The organism is Stenotrophomonas sp. SRS1 (assembly GCF_026130205.1).
In the GTDB taxonomy this organism is placed as follows: domain Bacteria; phylum Pseudomonadota; class Gammaproteobacteria; order Xanthomonadales; family Xanthomonadaceae; genus Stenotrophomonas; species Stenotrophomonas rhizophila_B.
In genome coordinates this window covers 625,631-643,954 of record NZ_JAINFD010000003.1, presented here as the reverse complement: position 1 = coordinate 643,954, position 18,324 = coordinate 625,631, and the positions used below count along the sequence as shown (strand labels likewise).

15 protein-coding genes and 1 pseudogene are annotated in these 18,324 nt (G+C 67.0%); 15 read left to right on the top strand and 1 reads right to left on the bottom strand.

Annotation, left to right across the window (positions count from 1 at the left end):
* Positions 1 to 4 precede the first annotated feature (4 nt).
* From rsmH to lpxC, 14 genes and pseudogenes are all read left to right on the top strand, one after another.
* Positions 5 to 973: a 16S rRNA (cytosine(1402)-N(4))-methyltransferase RsmH gene (gene rsmH / locus K4043_RS13780; RefSeq protein WP_265309631.1), complete on the top strand. Its 969-nt coding sequence runs from the start codon at positions 5 to 7 to the stop codon at positions 971 to 973.
* Positions 970 to 1,233, top strand: coding sequence for a cell division protein FtsL (gene ftsL / locus K4043_RS13775; RefSeq protein ID WP_019182492.1), 264 nt, complete (start codon positions 970 to 972; stop codon positions 1,231 to 1,233). The genes rsmH and ftsL overlap by 4 nt, the downstream gene beginning before the upstream one ends.
* A complete protein-coding gene (locus K4043_RS13770; protein ID WP_123728342.1) occupies positions 1,230 to 3,074 on the top strand; it encodes a penicillin-binding transpeptidase domain-containing protein in 1,845 nt (614 codons plus the stop codon). The genes ftsL and K4043_RS13770 overlap by 4 nt, the downstream gene beginning before the upstream one ends.
* Positions 3,071 to 4,552, top strand: a complete 1,482-nt coding sequence (locus K4043_RS13765; protein WP_265309630.1) for a UDP-N-acetylmuramoyl-L-alanyl-D-glutamate--2,6-diaminopimelate ligase — start codon at positions 3,071 to 3,073, stop codon at positions 4,550 to 4,552. Before K4043_RS13770 ends, K4043_RS13765 begins: the two co-directional genes overlap by 4 nt.
* On the top strand, positions 4,549 to 5,943 hold the full coding sequence (murF, locus tag K4043_RS13760; RefSeq protein ID WP_265309629.1) for a UDP-N-acetylmuramoyl-tripeptide--D-alanyl-D-alanine ligase: 1,395 nt from the start codon (positions 4,549 to 4,551) through the stop codon (positions 5,941 to 5,943). Before K4043_RS13765 ends, murF begins: the two co-directional genes overlap by 4 nt.
* A complete protein-coding gene (gene mraY, locus K4043_RS13755; protein ID WP_123728345.1) occupies positions 5,933 to 7,018 on the top strand; it encodes a phospho-N-acetylmuramoyl-pentapeptide-transferase in 1,086 nt (361 codons plus the stop codon). The genes murF and mraY overlap by 11 nt, the downstream gene beginning before the upstream one ends.
* The gene (gene ftsW, locus K4043_RS13750; protein WP_265309628.1) at positions 7,018 to 8,346 is read left to right on the top strand and encodes a putative lipid II flippase FtsW; all 1,329 of its coding nucleotides are present in this window, start codon (positions 7,018 to 7,020) and stop codon (positions 8,344 to 8,346) included. Before mraY ends, ftsW begins: the two co-directional genes overlap by 1 nt.
* The gene (gene murG / locus K4043_RS13745; RefSeq protein ID WP_265309627.1) at positions 8,343 to 9,437 is read left to right on the top strand and encodes an undecaprenyldiphospho-muramoylpentapeptide beta-N-acetylglucosaminyltransferase; all 1,095 of its coding nucleotides are present in this window, start codon (positions 8,343 to 8,345) and stop codon (positions 9,435 to 9,437) included. The genes ftsW and murG overlap by 4 nt, the downstream gene beginning before the upstream one ends.
* A gap of 37 nt (positions 9,438 to 9,474) precedes the next feature.
* Positions 9,475 to 10,911, top strand: coding sequence for a UDP-N-acetylmuramate--L-alanine ligase (gene murC / locus K4043_RS13740; protein ID WP_123728348.1), 1,437 nt, complete (start codon positions 9,475 to 9,477; stop codon positions 10,909 to 10,911).
* A complete protein-coding gene (locus tag K4043_RS13735; RefSeq protein WP_265309626.1) occupies positions 10,908 to 11,891 on the top strand; it encodes a D-alanine--D-alanine ligase in 984 nt (327 codons plus the stop codon). The genes murC and K4043_RS13735 overlap by 4 nt, the downstream gene beginning before the upstream one ends.
* Positions 11,888 to 12,565 (top strand): annotated as a pseudogene (locus tag K4043_RS13730) (cell division protein FtsQ/DivIB); the annotation flags it as partial. The gene K4043_RS13735 and the pseudogene K4043_RS13730, both read left to right, overlap by 4 nt.
* Before the next feature lie 71 nt (positions 12,566 to 12,636).
* Entirely contained in the window at positions 12,637 to 13,872 is a 1,236-nt protein-coding gene (gene ftsA / locus K4043_RS13725; protein ID WP_017355446.1) for a cell division protein FtsA, read from the top strand.
* A 291-nt stretch (positions 13,873 to 14,163) separates the two neighbouring features.
* The gene (gene ftsZ, locus K4043_RS13720; protein WP_019182482.1) at positions 14,164 to 15,396 is read left to right on the top strand and encodes a cell division protein FtsZ; all 1,233 of its coding nucleotides are present in this window, start codon (positions 14,164 to 14,166) and stop codon (positions 15,394 to 15,396) included.
* 216 nt (positions 15,397 to 15,612) lie between these two features.
* A complete protein-coding gene (gene lpxC, locus K4043_RS13715) occupies positions 15,613 to 16,524 on the top strand; it encodes a UDP-3-O-acyl-N-acetylglucosamine deacetylase (RefSeq protein WP_123728351.1) in 912 nt (303 codons plus the stop codon).
* A 296-nt stretch (positions 16,525 to 16,820) separates the two neighbouring features.
* Here the strand turns inward: lpxC and K4043_RS13710 are convergent, their stop codons facing one another.
* A complete protein-coding gene (locus tag K4043_RS13710; protein ID WP_123728352.1) occupies positions 16,821 to 17,261 on the bottom strand; it encodes a DUF721 domain-containing protein in 441 nt (146 codons plus the stop codon).
* Between the two features lie 12 nt (positions 17,262 to 17,273).
* Between K4043_RS13710 and K4043_RS13705 the strand changes: the two genes are divergently transcribed.
* Positions 17,274 to 18,224: a M23 family metallopeptidase gene (locus K4043_RS13705; RefSeq protein WP_019182479.1), complete on the top strand. Its 951-nt coding sequence runs from the start codon at positions 17,274 to 17,276 to the stop codon at positions 18,222 to 18,224.
* Positions 18,225 to 18,324: the final 100 nt, after the last annotated feature.

The window sequence follows — 18,324 nt, the reverse complement described above, 5'->3', positions numbered from 1 at the left end:
CCGGATGCGCGGAGCAGCGCAGACCGGTCACCTTCCGGTGTCGCAGTCGCCGGCAGGCCACCTGCCGGTCCTGTACACGCAGGTCCTGGATGGCCTGAAGGTGATCGAAAACGGCGTGTATCTCGATGGCACGTTTGGTCGTGGCGGTCACGCCCGCGGCGTGCTCGAGCAACTCGGTCCTGGAGGCCGGCTGCTGGTCATGGACAAGGATCCGGAGGCGATTGCGGTAGCCGAGCGTGATTTCGCGCCGGACCCGCGCGTCTCGATCTTCCGTGGCAGCTTCGCCGATCTGCTGCACTGGGAGGCCACCGCCGAGGGCCTGGATGGCGTGCTGTTCGACCTGGGCGTGTCCTCGCCCCAGCTGGATGTCGCCGAGCGCGGTTTCAGCTTCGGCAAGGACGGTCCGCTGGACATGCGCATGGATCCGGACAGCGGTGAAAGTGCGGCGCAGTGGCTCAACCGCGTTGAAGAGCGCGAGCTGATGGACGTGCTGTGGACCTATGGCGAAGAGCGCCAGGGCCGCCGCATCGCCAAGGCCATCGTCGCCCGCCGCGACAAGCAGCCCTTCACCCGCACCGCCGAACTTGCAGAGTTGATCGCCTCGGTGATGCCGCGTGGCAAGGACAAGATCCACCCGGCCACGCGCAGCTTCCAGGCGATCCGCATCCATATCAACCGTGAACTGGCCGATCTCGAAGCCGGCCTGGACGCGGCACTGGCACGCCTCAAGCCCGGTGGCCGGTTGGCGGTGATCAGCTTCCATTCGCTGGAAGACCGCATCGTCAAACAGTTCATGAACCGCTACGCCAAGGCACCGCCGAGCAACCGCCGGTTGCCCGAGCTGGCCGCGTTCGTGCCGACACTGGACCTGCACGGTGGTGCCATCAAGGCCGACGACGACGAGCTGGCGGTCAATCCGCGCTCGCGCAGCGCGGTGCTGCGTGTCGCCGAAAAACGTGAGGTGGCTGGATGAGCCGCCTGCTGTTGATCGTGCTGCTGGCCTGCACCGTCGCTTCTGCGATCGGGGTGGTGTTCATGCGCCATCGCCACCGCCAGACCTTCGTGGAGCTGTCCCGGGTCGAGCGTGCGCGCGATGAGATCAACATCGAGTTCGGTCGCCTGCAGCTGGAGCAGGCCACCCTGGCCGAGGCGACCCGGGTCGACCGCGTCGCCCGCGAGCGCCTGGGCATGAAGTTCCCCGAAGCGGCCGATGTCGTGGTGATCCGGCCATGAACAAGTCCGGTCGCAACCGTGCGCGCAACAGCTTCAACCTCCGCCAGCGCCTGAAGTGGGTGGGGCTGGCGCTCGGCCTGTGCTCGGTCTCGCTGGTCGGCCGTGCCGCCTACGTGCAGATCATCAACAGCGAGTTCTACCAGCGCCAGGGCGAAGCCCGTTACCTGCGCGAACTGCCGATCAACACCTCGCGCGGCATGATCACCGACCGCAATGGCGAGCCGGTGGCGGTGTCCACTCCGGTCGCCTCGATCTGGGTCAACCCGCAGGAACTGCTGCGTTCGCCGGACCGTATCCCGGAGCTGGCGACCGCGCTGGGCATGCCGCTGGATGAGCTGACCTCCAAGCTCTCGCAGAAGGCCGATAAAGAATTCATGTATCTGCGCCGCCGGATCAATCCGGACGACGCGGAAAAAGTGGTCGCGATGAAGATCCCGGGCGTGGCCTCGCAGCGCGAGTTCCGCCGCTTCTACCCGCAGGGTGAGGCGATGGCGCACGTGCTCGGCTTCACCAACATCGACGACCGCGGCCAGGAAGGGCTGGAGCTGGCCTTCGATGAATGGCTGCGCGGCAAGGCTGGCGCCAAGCGCGTGATCCGCAACCGCAAGGGCGATACGGTGGAGAGCGATCTGCTGCGCGCCGCCGAGCCGGGCAAGGACCTCACCCTCAGCATCGATCGCCGCATCCAGTTCCTGGCGTTCAAGGAGCTGCGCAACGCGCTGATCGAGAACAAGGCTGCGGGCGGCTCGATGGTGATCATGGATGTGGCCACCGGCGAGATCCTGGCCATGGTCAACCTGCCTACCTACAACCCCAATGCCGTGGGTGGCGCTGCGCCGGATACCCGCCGCAACCGCGCGGTGACCGATCTGGTCGAGCCGGGTTCGACCATGAAGCCGTTGACGATCGCCTCGGCGCTGCAATCCGGCGTGGTCACCAAAGACACCACGGTGGACACCAACCCGGGCTACATGGCGCTGGGCCGTTACACGATCAAGGACGTGCCGCGGAACAATGGCGTGCTCACCGTCACCGGCGTGATCACCCGCAGCTCGAACATCGGCGCGGCCAAGATCGCCGCCAAGATGCCGGACCAGGTCTTCTACGACCACATTCACAGCTTCGGTTATGGCGTCGCCCCGCACAGCGGCTTCCCGGGCGAATCGGCCGGCGTGCTGCCGCGCCCGGCGCGCTGGAGTGGTCCGTCCAAGACCACCATGTCCTATGGCTACGGCCTGAATGTCAGCCCGCTGCAGATCGCGACCGCCTACTCGGCGCTGGGCAACGGCGGCAAGCTGATCGCGCCGACCTTCGTCAAAGGCCAGCGCAACGAAGGCAAGCAGATCATCGACGAGAACATCGCCAAGGAAGTCGTGGCGATGATGGAAACCGTGGTCACCCAGGGCGGCGCCAAGCAGGCGGCGGTGCTGGGTTACCACGTGGCCGGCAAGACCGGCACCGCCCGCAAGGCCGGCCCCGGCGGTTACGAGCGTGGCCATTACAACGCGCTGTTCGCCGGCGTGGTGCCGGCCACCAACCCGCGTTTCGCCACGGTCATCGTCATCAACGACCCGCAGGGTGGCAAGTACTACGGCGGCCTGGTCTCCGCGCCGGTGTTCCACAACGTCATGGAAGGCGCGCTGCGCCTGATGGACGTGCCGCCGGATGACATCGAGTCGTGGCTGGCCGCCCAGCAGTCCGGAAAGCTGGGGCATACCGCCTCGTCGTTGCCGACGCCGCCGCCGGAAACGGTGATCGCGCCCGATGCCGCCGCAGAATTCGATGCCGCGCTGCCCAGCGCGCACGCCACAGTGCCGCCCGCGCAGGGAGGCACGCAATGAGCCAGATGATGTTGCTGTCGCAGTTGCTTCCCGATGTGGCGCTGAGCCACGACCCGACCATCACCGGCCTGGTGCTGGACAGCCGCGCGGTGCGCCCGGGCAATGCCTTCGTGGCGATCGCCGGCTTTGGCGCGCATGGACTGGGCTTTGTCGATCAGGCCCGCGCCAATGGCGCCGGGGCGATCCTGTTCGACCCGCCGGCCCCGGCCGAGCTGCCGGCCCCGGCCGATGCGATTGCCGTGCCGGGCCTGCGCCACCGCATGGGCGCGATGGCCGATCAGTTCCACGGCCACCCCTCGCGCGCGATGACGATGGTCGGCGTGACCGGCACCAACGGAAAAACCTCCACCGTGCAGCTGCTGGCCCAGGCCTGGCACCTGCTCGGCACCCGCAGTGGAAGTATCGGCACGTTGGGCGTCGGACTTTATGGCGACGTGGTGCCGACCGGCTTCACCACGCCGCTGGTGCTGCAGATGCATGAGGTGCTGGCGCAGCTGCGCGACGGGGGTGCCCAGGCCGTGGCGATGGAAGTCAGCTCGCACGCGCTCGATCAGGGCCGCGTGGATGCCGTCCACTACGACGTGGCGGTGTTCACCAATCTCACCCGCGACCATCTCGACTATCACGGCGACATGGCGCAGTACGGTGCGGCCAAGGCCAAGCTGTTCCACCGCGACGGGCTCAAGGCCGCCGTGGTCAACCTCGATGACAGCTTCGGCAGCGAACTGCTGCGCACTGTCGGCGAGACCGTCCGCCCGATCGGCGTGAGCTCGCGCGGTGCCGCACAGGCCACCCTGCGCGCTGATTCACTCACCCTGGACGGTCGCGGCATCGCCTTCGATCTGGTCGTGGACGGTCAGCGCCATCCGGTGCAGTCGCCGCTGCTCGGCCGCTTCAACGTGGACAACCTGCTGGCCGTGGCCGGTGCGCTGTATGCGCTGGATCACGCCCCGGCCGCGATCGCCGCGCTGCTCTCGCAGCTGCAGCCGATCGCCGGGCGCATGAACCGCCTGGGCGGCGAGGGTGGCCTGCCCACCGTCGTGGTCGATTACGCCCACACCCCGGATGCGCTGGAACAGGCACTGACCAGTGTGCAGGGCCATCTGGCCGGGCGCCTGATCTGCGTGTTCGGTTGCGGCGGCGAGCGCGATACCGGCAAGCGCCCGCAGATGGCCGCCATCGCAGAACGCCATGCCGACGTGGTGATCGTCACCGACGACAATCCGCGCGGCGAAAATGGCGACGTGATCGTGGCCGACATCCTGAAGGGATTTGATGCGCCCGCTGCCGTCACCGTGCAGCGTGATCGCGCCGCCGCGATCGCCACCGCGATCGGCCTGGCCGGCGCGGGCGATATCGTGCTGATCGCCGGCAAGGGCCACGAGCCCTATCAGGAGATTCACGGGATCAAGCACGCCTTCGATGACACCGAGGTGGCCGGCCGTGTGCTGGCCGCGCACGTGGGGGTGAACGCATGAAGCGCACCCCGCTGTCGCTGATCGCCCACTGGGCCGGTGGCGAGATCCATGGCGAAGATACCGCCATCGATGCCATCAGCAATGACACCCGCACGCTCGCGCCGGGCAGCCTGTATGTGGCGCTGCGTGGCGAGCGTTTCGATGGCCATGACTTCGCGGCCGACGCGCTGGCGCGCGGTGCCTCGGCGATGCTGGTCGAGCGACTACTGGATGTCGCCCTGCCGCAGATCGTGGTCGCCGACAGCGAACACGCCCTCGGTCGCATCGCCGCCGGCATGCAGCGTGACCGTGACACTGCGGTCTTCGCGATCACCGGCAGCAACGGCAAGACCAGCGTCAAGAGCCTGCTGCTGGCGATCCTGGAACAGGTGGCACGTGACGACCGCAAGGTGGTCTACGCCAACCCCGGCAACCGCAACAACGAGATCGGCCTGCCGCTGGCGGTGCTCGATGCCCCGGAAGATGCCGACTACGCCGTCTACGAGATGGGCGCCGGCAAGCCGGGCGACATCGCCTACCTCACCGAGATCGTGCGCCCGCACTACGCGCTGGTGAACAACATCGCCCCGGCGCATCTGGAACGCATGGGCAGTCTGCAGGGCGTGGCCACCACCAAGGGCGCGATCTACGCGGCGCTGCCTTCCGATGGCGTGGCCGTGATCAATGCCGATGACGCCTTCGGGATCTGGTTCGAACAGCACATCGTCGGCCAGCCGCCGCGCTGCCGTGTGCTGCGTTACGGCCTGGACCACAGCGCCGATGTCACCGCGCGCACGATCCGCACGGCCGCGCAGGGGAGCCAGTTCGTGCTGTCCACGCCCGCGGGCGATGCCGAGATCACGCTGGGCCTGCCGGGCCGGCACAACATCAGCAACGCGCTGGCCGCTGCCTCGCTGGCGCTGGCAGCGGGCATTGCGGTGGCGCAGATCGCCGCCGGCCTGGCCCGCGCCGAGCCGGTGCCGGGCCGCCAGATCGCGCACCAGCTGCCCAGCGGCGCGGTGCTGATCGATGACAGTTACAACGCCAACCCCGGTTCGCTGGCCGCCGCCATCGATGCCCTGGCTGCCTCGAAGGACGAGGGCTGGCTGGTGCTGGGCGATATGCGCGAACTCGGCCCGGACGGCGAGGCGCTGCATGCCCAGGCAGGCCGCCGCGCCCGCGACGCCGGCCTGAAGCGGCTGTACACGCTCGGCCCGCTGAGCGCCGCCGCCTCGACCGCCTTCGGTGAAGGCGGCCAGCAGTTCCAGAGTCACCAGGCCCTGTCCGCCGCGCTCGCCACTGAACTGCATGCCGGCGTGCGCTGCCTGGTCAAGGGCTCGCGTGGCAGCGCCATGGACACGATCGTCAAAGCGCTGCTCGCGCAAGGAGAGGAAACCCCCAATGTTGCTTGAACTGGCCCGATGGCTGCAGCAGTTGGAGAGCCTGTTCGGGCTGTTCGGCTACCTGACCCTGCGCGGCATCCTCGCGGCGCTGACCGCCCTGTTCCTGTCGCTGTGGCTCGGCCCGGCGATGATCCGCAAGCTGGCCCAGTTCAAGGGCGGGCAGCCGATCCGTACCGATGGTCCGCAGACCCATTTCGCCAAGGCCGGCACGCCGACCATGGGTGGCTCGCTGATCCTGCTGACGATCACGCTGTCGGTGCTGCTGTGGGCCGATCTGCGCAACCGTTACGTCTGGCTGGTGCTGGCCGTGATGCTGTGCTTCGGCGCGATCGGCTGGTACGACGACTGGATCAAGATCGTCCGCCGCGACCCGAACGGCCTGAAGTCGCGCTGGAAGTACCTGCTGCAGTCGATCTTCGGTCTGGCGGCCGGTCTGTTCCTGTTCTACACCGCCGATGTCCCGGCGGCGATGACGTTCTACATCCCGATGTTCAAGTCGATCGCGCTGCCGCTGGCCGGGGTCAGCTTCGTGGCCATCGCGTATTTCTGGATCGTCGGCTTCTCCAACGCGGTCAACCTGACCGACGGCCTGGACGGGCTGGCGATCATGCCGACCGTGCTGGTCGCCTGCGCGCTGGGCGTGTTCGCCTATGCCTCGGGCAACGTGGTGTTCTCCAGCTACCTGCAGATCCCGCAGATCCCGGGTGCCGGTGAGCTGGTCATCATCTGCGCGGCGATCGCCGGTGCAGGCCTGGGCTTCCTCTGGTTCAACACCTATCCGGCCATGGTCTTCATGGGCGACATCGGCGCGCTGGCGCTGGGTGCGGTGCTGGGCACGATCGCAGTGATCACCCGCCAGGAACTGGTGCTGGTGGTGATGGGCGGCGTGTTCGTGATCGAGACGCTGTCGGTGATGATCCAGGTCGCTTCGTTCAAGCTGACCGGCAAGCGCGTGTTCCGGATGGCGCCGATCCACCACCACTTCGAACTGAAGGGCTGGCCGGAGCCGCGCGTGATCGTGCGCTTCTGGATCATCTCGGTGGTGCTGGTCCTGATCGGCCTGGCCACGTTGAAGGTCCGCTGATGAACGACCTGTCGCGCCAAGCCACCCGCCTGGAAGCCATCGGAGGCCACTTCGACAAGTGGCTGCTGGGCGCGATCATCACGCTCACCGGGCTGGGCGTGGTGATGGTCGCGTCGAGCTCGATCGCGCTGATGAGCAGCCCGTTCTATTACCTCAACCGCCACCTGATCTTCCTGGCGGTGGGTATCGGCCTGGCGATCATTGCCATGCGCACCGAGCTCAAGAGCATCGAGCAGTACAACCAGATCCTGCTGCTGGGCTGCTTCGCCCTGCTGGTGGTGGTGTTCATCCCGGGCCTGGGCAGCAGCGTCAACGGTGCCCGCCGCTGGATCAACCTGGGCATCTCCAAGTTCCAGACCGTCGAAGCGGTCAAGGTGCTCTACATCGTGTGGCTGTCCAGCTATCTGGTCCGCTTCCGCGATGAGGTCAACGCCACCTGGCCGGCGATGCTCAAGCCGCTCGGCGTGGCCGGCGCGCTGGTGGTGCTGCTGCTGCTGCAGCCGGACTTCGGCTCGTCCACCCTGCTGCTGGCGATCACCGCCGGCATGCTGGTGCTGGGTGGGGTCAACCTGCCACGCATGTCGATGCCGATCGTGTTCGGCATGATCGGCATGACCGCGCTGGCGATCTTCGAGCCGTACCGCATGCGCCGCATCACCTCCTTCCTGGACCCGTGGGCTGATCAGCAGGGCGATGGCTACCAGCTGTCCAACGCACTGATGGCCGTGGGCCGCGGCGAGTGGACCGGCGTGGGCCTGGGCAACTCGGTGCAGAAGCTCTATTACCTGCCCGAAGCGCATACCGATTTCATCTTCTCGGTCACCGCCGAGGAACTGGGCTTCCTCGGTACCTGCCTGATCATTTCGCTGTATGCGCTGCTGGTCGGCCGCACCTTCTGGCTGGGCATGCGCTGCGTGGAAATGAAGCGCCACTTCTCCGGCTACATCGCCTTCGGCATCGGCCTGTGGATCAGCATGCAGAGCTTCGTCTCGATCGGGGTCAACCTCGGCATCCTGCCGACCAAGGGCCTGACCCTGCCGCTGATTTCCTCGGGCGGCTCGAGCGTGCTGATGACCTGCGTGGCGATGGGCCTGCTGCTGCGCGTCTCCTATGAACTGGACCGCGCCGAACGCCGCCAGGCCGTGCGCATGGGCGCCGACCAGGATGGCCCGCTGCCGGGCGACGTGCCCAAGGTCGCCAGCGCCAGCGCGGTCGCCGCGGCGATGCAGGACAGCGGCAACCGCGATACCGCACCGCGCGACAGCTCCACCCGTGGCACCAGCCGCATGCAGCAGCGCATCGAACCGACGCTGGGGAGGATGGGATGAGCACGCCTCGCCTCGATCCGTCCCAGCGCCCGGTCATGATCATGGCCGGCGGTACCGGTGGGCACATCTTCCCCGGCCTGGCCGTGGCGAAGGTGCTGCGCGAACGCGGTGTGCCGGTCACCTGGCTCGGCGCCGATGGCGCGATGGAAACACGCCTGGTGCCGCAGCACGACATCCACATCGACACGCTGGCCATCGGTGGCCTGCGCGGCAAGGGCAAGCTGGCCCTGATCGGCGCGCCGCTGCGCCTGCTGCGCGCAATCCGCGCGGCCGGTTTCCTGATCCGCGATCGCCAGCCGCGGGCGGTGATCGCCTTCGGCGGCTTCGCCTCCGGCCCCGGTGGTATCGCCGCGCGCCTGCATGGCCTGCCGCTGCTGGTGCACGAACAGAACCGCGCACCTGGCATGACCAACCGCGTGCTGTCGCGCTTCGCGCGCCGCGTGCTGACCGGTTTCCCGGGCAGCTTCGCCCAGCGTGAGGAAGCGGTCGGCAACCCGGTGCGTGCCGAGATCGCCGCGATCACGCCGCCCGAGCTGCGCCTGGCCAACCGGCAGGGGCCGCTGCGTCTGCTGGTACTCGGCGGCAGCCAAGGCGCGCGCGCGCTCAACAACGCGGTGCCCAAGGCACTGGCCGCGCTGGGCATGGGGATGCCGGTGCAGGTGCGCCACCAGAGCGGCGAGAAGCTGCATGCCGAAGCCCTGCAGGCGTATGCCGATGCCGGCGTGCAGGCAAGCGTGGAACCGTTCATTGCCGATATGGCCGAGGCGTTCGCCTGGGCCGATCTGGTGGTGTGCCGCTCCGGTGCCTCCACCCTGGCCGAGCTGTGCGCGGTCGGCGTGGGCAGCGTGCTGGTGCCGTTCGCCGCGGCCGTCGACGATCACCAGACCCGCAATGCGGAGTATCTGCTCGAGCGCGGCGCCGCGGTGTTGCTGAAGCAGGACGAAACGCTGGCGACACAGCTGCAAGGCGTGTTGCGCGAATTGTCCGAAAATTCTGGCCGACGCATGCAGATGGCTCATGCCGCGCGTGCCCTGGCCAAGGTCGATGCCGCTGAGCGTATCGCCGACATCATTCTCGAGGAATCCAAATGAACACCGCTACGCGCGCCAGCCTGGCGCGAGGCCGCGCATGATCCGCCGCCTCCACGACACCAACGACCTGGTACGCGCGTTCCCGCGCGTGCACTTCGTCGGCATCGGCGGCACCGGCATGAGCGGCATCGCCGAAGTGATGCTGACGCTGGGCTATGAAGTGTCCGGTTCGGACAATGCCGACAACGCCGCGACCCGCCGCCTGGCCGGCCTGGGTGCGCGCGTGATGCGCGGCCACTCGGCCGCCAATGTGCTCGGCACCGACTGCGTGGTTGTCTCCAGCGCGATCCGCGATGACAACCCGGAACTGATGGAAGCGCGCAGCCAGCGCATTCCGATCATGCCGCGCGCGGCGATGCTGGCCGAACTGATGCGCTTCCGCCGCGGTATCGCGGTGGCCGGCACGCACGGCAAGACCACTACCACCAGCCTCACCGCCGCGGTGCTGAGCGAAGGCGGGCTGGACCCGACCTTCGTGATCGGCGGCCAGCTGCTCGCCGCCGGTGCCAACGCCAAGCTCGGCGGTGGCCAGTGGCTGGTGGCCGAAGCCGACGAGAGCGATGGCAGCTTCCTGCGCCTGAACCCGCTGGTCTCGGTGATCACCAACATCGATTCGGACCACCTGGAAAACTACGGCAACGATTTCGCCCGCGTCCAGGCCGCGTTCGCCGAGTTCCTGCAGCGCCTGCCGTTCTACGGGCTGGCGGTGCTGTGCATCGACGATCCGGAAGTGGCCGCATTGGCTTCGCAGACGCCGCGCCATGTCATGAGCTATGGCATGAGCAGCAACGCTGACGTGCGTGCCGAGGACGTGGTCCAGGACGGCCCGCGCATGCATTTCACCCTGCGCCTGCCGGAGGGCAGCAGCCACCCGGTGACGCTGGCCCTGCCTGGCGCGCACAACGTGCTCAACGCGCTGGCCGCCGCCGCCGTGGGCTGGCAGCTGGGCGTGGCCCCGGACGCGATCGCGCGTGCGCTGGAGAGCTTTGCCGGCATCGGCCGCCGGTTCAATGACCTGGGCATCGTCACCACGCACACCGGTGCCAAGGTCCGCGTGATCGACGACTACGGCCACCACCCGCGTGAGCTGGCCGCCGTGTTCGCCGCCGCCCGCGGCGGCTGGCCGAGCCAGCGCCTGGTGGTTGCCTTCCAGCCGCACCGTTACAGCCGTACCCGCGATCAGTTCGATGCCTTTGCCGCCGTGCTGTCCGAAGTGGATGCGCTGGTGCTGAGCGAGGTGTACCCGGCCGGCGAAGCGCCGATCCCGGGCGCCGATTCGCGTTCGCTGGCCCGCGCCATCCGTGCGCGCGGCCGCAGCGAGCCGGTCGTGGTCGGCAACGCTGCCGAGCTGGCGCACGTGCTGCCCGATGTCCTGCAGGACGGGGATCTGCTGCTGATGATGGGGGCCGGCGACATCGGCTACATCGCCCAGCAGATCGCCGGCGAAGGCTTCCAGGAGACCCCGGCCGCATGAACGCGCTGACCTTCCCGCCGCTGCGCCTCACCGACCCGGCCATGTTCGGCCGCGTCGCCGTGCTGCTGGGTGGCACCTCCAGCGAGCGCAACGTCTCGCTGGATTCCGGCCGCAACGTGATCGAAGCGCTGCGCGCGCGCGGCGTCGATGCGATCGCGGTCGACGGCATCCCGGCCCTGGCGCTCGCGCTGGTCGAGAAGCGCTTCGACCGGGTGTTCAACATCCTCCACGGCCATAACGGCGGTGGCGAGGACGGCATCGTGCAGGGCCTGATGGAAGCCTTCGGCGTGCCGTACACCGGCTCGGACGTGCTCGGCTCGGCGCTGAGCATGGACAAGATCCGCACCAAGCAGGTGTGGCTGTCGCACGGGCTGCCGACCCCGCGCTTCATCGCGCTGGACCAGGCCTCCGATGTCCACGCCGCTGCGGCCGAGCTCGGCCTGCCGGTGGTGGTCAAGCCGGCCAATGAAGGCTCCAGCGTCGGCATCAGCCGCGTGGTGGAAGCGGCCGGGCTGGATGAGGCGGTCGCGCTGGCGGTGCGTTATGACGGCCAGCTGCTGATGGAGCAGATGGTGGTCGGCGACGAGTTGACCGTGGCGATCCTGGGCGACCAGGCGCTGCCGTCGATCCGCATCGTGCCCAAGGGGCAGTGGTACGACTACAACGCCAAGTACATCGCCGAGGACACTCAGTACCTGTGCCCGGGCCTGGAAGGCGAGGATGAAGTCGAGATCCGCCGCCTCGCGCTGGCCGCGTTCCGCGCGGCCGGTTGCCGTGGCTGGGGCCGGGTGGACGTGATGCGTGACCGCAGCACGGGCCGCTTCTACCTGCTGGAAGTGAACACCGCGCCCGGCATGACCAGCCATTCGCTGGTGCCCAAGTCGGCCGGCCAGGCGGGGATCGGCTTTGAAGAGCTGGTCTGGCGCGTGCTGGAACAGACCCTGTCGGGTCACGCCGCACAGGAGCACCGCCACGCATGAACGCGGTGCTGCGCATCTTCGTCTGGTTGCTGGCCCTGTCGGTCGTGGCACTGCCTGTGGTGGCGGTGCTCAACGGCTGGGTCGGTGCCGAGCGTTGGCCGTTGGCCAAGCTGCGTGTGCACGGTGAGTTCAAGCGGGTGCCGGCCGAGCAGCTGCAGCAGGTGGTGCTGCCGTATGCGAAGTCCGGCTTCTTCGCGGTCAAGCTGCAGGATGCGCAGGACGCCATCGAAACGCTGCCGTGGGTGGAGAGCGCGCAGGTCCGCAAGCAGTGGCCGGACGTGCTGGAAATCACCCTGGTCGAGCACAAGCCGTTCGCGCGCTGGGGCAACGACCGCCTGCTCTCCGAGCAGGGCAAGCTGTTCGCCACCCCGAAGAAGCTGCAGGACCTGGAACTGCCCGACCTGGATGGTCCGGACAGCCAGACCGAAGAAGTGGTGGCGCTCTACAACGATGCACGCGCACTGTTCGCGCCGGCCGGCGTGGACGTCAAGCGGGTCACCATGGACGCACGCGGCAGCTGGTCGCTGGTGCTGAGCAATGGCACCGAAGTCGTCGTCGGCCGCGACGATGCCCGTTCGCGCCTGCAGCGCTTCGTACGCGTGCTGCCGCAGCTGGCCAATCAAGCGGCGCCGATCGAGCGCGCCGACCTCCGATACACCAATGGTTTCACGCTGAGCTGGGGTACCCCGGCCCCGGCCGCGCCGGCCGAACCGGCCAATGTGGCGCACAGGACGCAGGACAGGACATGAATCGCAAGGGTGACAAATCACTGATCGTTGGTCTGGATATCGGCACCTCCAAGGTGGTGGCGCTGGTCGGCGAGTATTCGCCGGGCAATCCGATCGAGGTCATCGGCATCGGCTCGCACGAATCGCGCGGTCTCAAGCGCGGCGTGGTGGTGGATATCGAATCGACCGTGCAGTCCATCCAGCGTGCGGTCGAAGAAGCCGAACTGATGGCCGGCTGCGAAATCCGCTCGGTGTACGCCTCGATCTCCGGCAACCACGTGCAGTGCAAGAACTCGCCCGGCATCGTGCCGATCCGCGACGGCGAAGTGACCTGGGGTGACCTGGATCGCGTGCTGGACGCGGCCAAGGCGGTGGCGATCCCGGCCGACCAGAAGATCCTGCATGCGATCCCGCGCGAGTATGTGCTGGACGATTCGCAGGAAGGCATCCGCAACCCGGTCGGCATGACCGGCGTGCGCCTGGAAGTGCATGCCCACCTGGTGGTGTGCGCACAGTCGGCGGCGGCCAACATCTCCAAGTGCGTGCAGCGCTGCGGCCTGCAGGTCGATGACCTGGTGCTCTCTTCGCTGGCCTCCAGCGTGGCTGTGCTGACCGCCGACGAGCGCGAGCTGGGCGTGGTGCTGGTCGACATGGGCGCCGGCACCACCGACCTGGCGGTGTTCGTGCAGGGCGCGATCTGCCACACCGCCTCGCTGCCGATCGCCGGCGACCACGTCACCAACGACATCGCGCACATGCTGCGCACGCCGACCCCGGAAGCCGAGCAGATCAAGGTGCGCTATGCCTGCGCGCTGGCCCAGCTGGCCACTGCCGAGGAAAGCATCCAGGTGCCCAGCGTCGGCGATCGTCCGCCGCGCCGGATGCCGCGCCACGCACTCGCCCAGGCAGTGCAGGGCCGCTACGAAGAGATCTTCGAGATGGTGCAGGCCGAACTGCGCCGCTCGGGTTTCGAAGAACTGGTGCGCGCCGGCATGGTGCTCACCGGCGGCGCGTCGAAGATGGAAGGCGTGGTCGAACTGGCCGAGGAAATGCTGCAGATGCCGGTGCGCGTGGGTATTCCGCAGCACGTCACCGGGCTGGGCGAAGTGGTGGGCAACCCGGTGCATGCCACCGGCGTGGGCCTGCTGTTGATGGGCAGCCAGATCGAACACCCGCGTCGCCCGTCGCTGCCCACCGGCCGCGCCGGCAGCATGTTCAAGAAACTCAAAACCTGGTTCCGCGGCGAGTTCTGATCGTGGACCGCAACACGCAGTACACATGCAATAAGCGATAAGCAGTTCCCGAAAAATCCACACACCGTCCACGCAACACCGCAACACACCGCAACAGAACGCATCACGACCTACACAGCAAGCGCATTACCCGGCCACCTGGCCGACCATTGAAGCAGGCAACACCGCCGCGGTTGGCTCTATCCGGCCCGGCATACCAACTACAACTCGCCGGCACGATGGGTGGGGAGGACAGGAGAAGGATTCTCCGAAGCCCCCGTCCCGCGTAAACGGCAACACGAGGACACGGACATGGCGCATTTCGAACTGATTGAAAAGATGGCACCCAATGCGGTGATCAAGGTGATTGGCGTGGGCGGCGGCGGCGGCAACGCTGTGGCGCACATGGTCAGCACCAGTGTGGACGGCGTGGAATTCATCACCGCCAACACCGACTCGCAGGCCATCAAGAATTGCGGTGCCAAGCTGCAGCTGCAGCTGGGTACCAACGTCACCAAGGGCCTGGGCGCAGGCGCGAATCCGGAAGTCGGCCGCCAGGCCGCGCTGGAAGACCGTGAGCGCATCATGGACGCCCTGCAGGGTGCGGACATGGTGTTCATCACCGCCGGCATGGGCGGCGGTACCGGCACCGGTGCAGCCCCGGTCGTGGCACAGCTGGCCAAGGAGATGGGCATCCTGACCGTCGCCGTGGTCACCAAGCCGTTCCCGTTCGAAGGCCGTCGCCGCATGCAGGTCGCGCTGAAGGGCATCGAAGAACTGAGCCAGCATTGCGATTCGCTGATCACCATCCCGAACGAAAAGCTGATCACCGTGCTGGGCCGCAACGCCACCATGATCCAGGCCTTCCGTGCCGCCAACGACGTCCTCCAGGGCGCCGTGCAGGGCATCGCCGACCTGATCGTGCGTCCGGGCCTGATCAACGTCGACTTCGCCGACGTGCGCACCGTCATGTCTGAAATGGGCCTGGCAATGATGGGCACCGGCACCGCGCGTGGTGATGACCGTGCCCAGGCCGCTGCCGAAGCCGCCATCCAGAACCCGCTGCTGGACGATGTGAACCTGGCCGGTGCCAACGGCATCCTGGTAAACATCACCGCCGGCGCCGACTTCACGATGGCCGAGTTCGACGAGATCGGCCGCACCATCGATGGCTTCGCGTCCGAAGATGCCACCGTGGTCGTGGGTACCGTGCTGGATCCGGACATGCAGGACGAAGTCCGCGTGACCGTGGTCGCCACCGGCCTGAACCGTGCCGTCACCGCCAAGACCCAGCGTCCGGGCGAGCGCGCACCGATCAAGCTGGTCCGCAATGCCACCACCGGCCAGCCGGAGTTCGGCGAGTTCGACAACGGCGGCGATGCGGTTTCCAAGGCCGTGGGCGGGATGGGCATGGGCATGGGCCTGCGTCGTCCGAGCGCCGACACCGTGGCACCGTCGGCCCCGAGCGCGTCGGGTCCGGCTGCCGCTGAACTGCCGAACGATTACCTGGACATCCCGGCGTTCCTGCGCCGCCAGGCGGACTGAGTACTGCGTGCCGGGGCCTTGTCCTCCCCGGTAAGCATCTCCATGTCCCATGCTGCCGGGCCAGGATCGGCCCGGCAGTCTGACCGCCGTCGTGCAGTGCGCACGTCCGGGCAGTGCTGTCGACGCACCACGGTTCACGGAAGGGACAGCGGTAGTGCGTGTTATTCTTGTTTGTCACAGCCGCGCTGACCGCGCGCTTTCTGGTCCTGCACCCCGATGATTCCGCAACGCACCCTCAAGAACACGATCCGCGCCACCGGCGTCGGCCTTCACAGCGGTGACAAGGTCTACATGACCCTGCGCCCGGCCCCGGTCAACCACGGCATCGTCTTCCGTCGCGTCGATCTGGACCCGGTGGTGGAAGTGCCTGCGCGTGCGGACCTGGTCACCGAAGTCACCCTGTGCACCGGCTTGACCTATCACGAGGCGAAGATCCAGACCGTCGAACACCTGATGTCGGCCCTGGCCGGCCTGGGTGTGGACAACATCATCGTGGAACTGTCCTCGGCAGAGCTGCCGATCATGGACGGTTCCTCCGGCCCGTTCGTCTTCCTGCTGCAGTCGGCGGGCATCGCCGAGCAGGACGCGCCGAAACGCTTCATCCGCATTCTCAAGACGGTGGAAGTCACCGATGGCGACAAGGTCGCCCGCTTCGAGCCGTACGAAGGCTACAAGCTCGGTTTCACCATCCAGTTCAACCACCCGATGATCCCGGCCAAGCAGTCGCGGGCCGAGATCGAATTCTCGACCCAGGCCTACACCCGGGAAATCTCGCGTGCCCGGACCTTCGGCTTCATGCGGGATCTGGAGTACATGCGCGAGCGCAACCTCGGCCTGGGCGGCTCGATGGATAACGCCATCGTGCTCGACGAGTTCCGCGTGCTCAACGACGACGGCCTGCGCTACGCCGATGAGTTCGTGCGCCACAAGATCCTCGATGCGATCGGCGATCTGTATCTGGCCGGCGGCCAGGTGCTGGGCGCGTATGAGGGCTTCAAGTCGGGCCACGCGCTCAACAACAAGCTGGTGCGCGCGCTGCTGGCCGATGCCAGTGCCTGGGAGTGGGTCAGCTATGACTCGCCCGCGGTCGAGGCACCGGTCGTCTACGGTCTGCCGGCGTACGCCTGAGCCCGGTCATCGCGCAAGTCATTGATTTGAAACAAAATAGAACGGCGCCCACGGCGCCGTTTCTGTTTTCTGGGGTCTAGGCGCGCTGAGAGCCATGTGATCTTGACGTCAATGAACCGTGGGGGTGCACAGCGCACAGATTTGTGAACCTCATCAAGGTTTCTGCCGAATTTAACGTTAATTTAATAAAACACTAACGACTGGCGGCGGTTCCGCCGCTACAGTGCAGACCGGCTCCCAGCCAAAGTTCACGTGATCGTGACGCGGCCGGGAAGGGGCGGGATGCCCCGATGGCTTCACGATTTGGACGAATCCACATCGCGGAGACAGGCCAACGCGTCGCGTAGCCCTTTGTGCGTGGCGGCTGAAACAGCGTGGGGGCCATTCCTGTTATCGATCGCTGGGGAGCGTGGGGGAGGGGCAGACGCTGTTTTGACGGTCACCTTGGTGACCTTCAGCCCGATGGACCGGGCCGCGTCGATCAACTGTGCTTCGGCAAGCCGGACCTTGGCGTGCCACACGGGAGATTCGACGAGAAAAACGAGGTGCTCGCCGTTTACATTCGCCAGCCGGCAACGGGTGGCCAGTGCAGGCGGTAAATGGGGGCGCAATTGACGGTCCAGCGCGTCGAGCCACAAGGCACGACGCAGCGGGTTACCGGCTTTGTCCCCCATGACCGCATCCAGCGCCGGCTTCGGCGTAGATGGGGAACGGGCACTGGATTTCGGCTCAGACATGAAAACTCACTGATGGCATTCAAAAAGATCGTAATCAAAACGCGTGAAGGACAGGCCAAGACGCCGCTGGCGCGTTTGCGTTTCTACTTCGAAGATTCCCCCCGGGCCCTGCTGGGCAGTGTGCTGGGGGTGGGCTGCCTGATCGGCTTCGGTGCCGGTATCGGTGGCAGCATGTTCAACGATTCCCGGCTCCACGCCAAGGTCGCACAGCAGGAACGCGAGCTGGCGCAGGCCCAGAAGGACGCTCAGACCCAGGTCAACGCGCTGGCTGCGCGGATGGGCGAGCTGCAGGCGCAGGCCACCCGTCTCAATGCGCTGGGCGAACGCCTTACCCAGATGGGCAAACTCGAAGACGGCGAATTCGACTTCAACGAGACCCCCGGCCTCGGTGAAGGTGAGCCCGGCCCGACCCAGGACATCCCGGTCAGCGCGGTCAACGCCGACTTACAGGTGCTGGAGCAGCGCTTTGCTGCTTCAGGCCGCCAGCTGTCGGTGATGGAATCGCTGATGTTCGATCACCAGCTCGAACAGAACGCCGTGCCCTCGCGCATGCCGATCCGCAACACCTACATCACCTCCAACTTCGGCACCCGCAGCGATCCGTTCGGTCGTGGTGCGGCCACCCACAAGGGCATGGATTTCCACGCCAAGGTCGGTGACCCGGTGATGTCGGTGGCCGACGGCGTGGTCAGCTTCGCCGGTGTGAAGGGCGGCTACGGCAATGTGGTCGATGTGGACCATGGCAACGGTTATGTGACCCGCTATGCGCATAATTCGCGCCTCGTGGTGAAGCCGGGCGATCTGGTCCGGGCCGGCCAGGAAGTGGCCAAGGCCGGTTCCACGGGCCGTTCCACCGGTGCCCACGTGCATTTCGAGGTCTGGGAACGCGGCCAGGTGGTCAATCCGCGCAAGTTCCTCGGTGATGGCGGCAACACCCCGGTCGGCCGCGTTTCGCGGGGCTGATCACGGTAACGAACTTGAACGGGGGTGCTTGAAACGCCGGACCCCCGTCCCAAGCTACAATGGGTGTTGCCATAGACAGGGCGCGGTGCGCCCTGTTTCG